Source organism: Bradyrhizobium sp. BRP19, from assembly GCF_020194195.1.
Lineage (GTDB): Bacteria > Pseudomonadota > Alphaproteobacteria > Rhizobiales > Xanthobacteraceae > Bradyrhizobium > Bradyrhizobium yuanmingense.
This window is the reverse complement of record NZ_JADYVZ010000074.1, coordinates 1-1268: the sequence shown is the minus strand read 5'-3', so window position 1 is coordinate 1268 and position 1268 is coordinate 1. Positions and strand designations below refer to the sequence as shown.

1 protein-coding gene is annotated in these 1268 nt (G+C 62.9%); it reads left to right on the top strand.

The features are described 5' to 3' along the window. Positions 1-63: 63 nt before the first annotated feature. Positions 64-1250, top strand: a protein-coding gene (locus tag I6F36_RS38545; RefSeq protein ID WP_225173249.1) for an IS3 family transposase whose coding sequence is annotated in 2 segments (ribosomal slippage) — positions 64-316 and positions 316-1250 — 1188 coding nt in all. Because the reading frame shifts where the segments join, the coding sequence is not laid out codon by codon here. Positions 1251-1268: the final 18 nt, after the last annotated feature.

Here is a 1268-nt window from a genome sequence, read left to right as displayed (position 1 = left end):
TGACCTGCCACTGCGTATTTCCTCCAGAAGGAGTTAGAGTCCGGCCCGAAGAAGGACGGACAGATGAAGCGAGCAAGGTTCACGGAAGAGCAGATTATCGCGGTATTGAAGGAGCATGAGGCTGGGGCGAAGACAGCCGACCTGGCTCGCAAGCACGGTGTTTCCGAGGCGACGATCTACAATTGGAAGGCCAAATTCGGCGGCATGGACGTTTCCGAAGCGAAGCGGCTGAGGGCCTTGGAAGAGGAGAACGCGAAGCTGAAGAAGCTTCTGGCCGAGCAGATGCTCGATGCGGCCGCCCTTCGCGAGCTCCTTTCAAAAAAATGGTAGGGCCCGCCGCCAAGCGCGCTGCGATCGCGCATCTGCAGGCCGTCATGAGCCTGTCGGAACGGCGGGCCTGCTCGATTCTGGGGGCGGATCGGAAGATGATCCGCTATCGCTCCAGCCGCCCGCCGGACGCAGTTCTGCGTGGCCGATTGCGCGATCTCGCCAACGAGCGGCGGCGTTTCGGCTATCGCCGGTTGTTCGTCTTGCTGCGGCGGGAGGGCGAGCCATCGGGGATCAACCGGATCTACCGGCTTTACCGCGAGGAAGGGCTCACCGTCCGCAAACGGCGGGCTCGCCGCAAGGCCGTGGGGACCCGTGCCCCGATCCTGGTCGAGGCGAGGCCGAACGCGCGCTGGTCGCTGGACTTCGTCCACGACCAGTTCGCCAATGGCCGACGCTTTCGCATCCTCAACATCGTCGACGACGTCACCAAGGAATGCCTGGGCGCCATTCCGGAGACGTCGATCTCGGGGCGGCGCGTGGCCCGCGAACTGACGGCAATCGTCCAGCGACGCGGCAAGCCAGGAATGATCGTGTCTGACCATGGCACCGAATTCACCTGCAACGCCATGCTCGCTTGGTGCAAGGACGCAGCCATCGATTGGCACTTCATTGCGCCGGGAAAGCCGATGCAGAACGGCTTCGTCGAGAGTTTCAATGGCCGGATGCGCGATGAGCTACTCAACGAGACCCTGTTCTTCGATCTCGATGACGCCCGCGCCAAGATCGCCAACTGGGTCGCCGACTACAATCTCCAGCGTCCCCACTCGTCGCTGAAATACCTGACCCCCGCGGCCTACGCCGCCCACCTCACCGCAACGGACGATCGGCTGCGCAACCCCGACCAGCTCCGCCGATCGTCCGTTGCTCCATCCGCGCCACTTGGCGTACAAAACCCCGAGACTCTAACTGCCGCTGGATGAAAATGCAGTGGCAGGTCA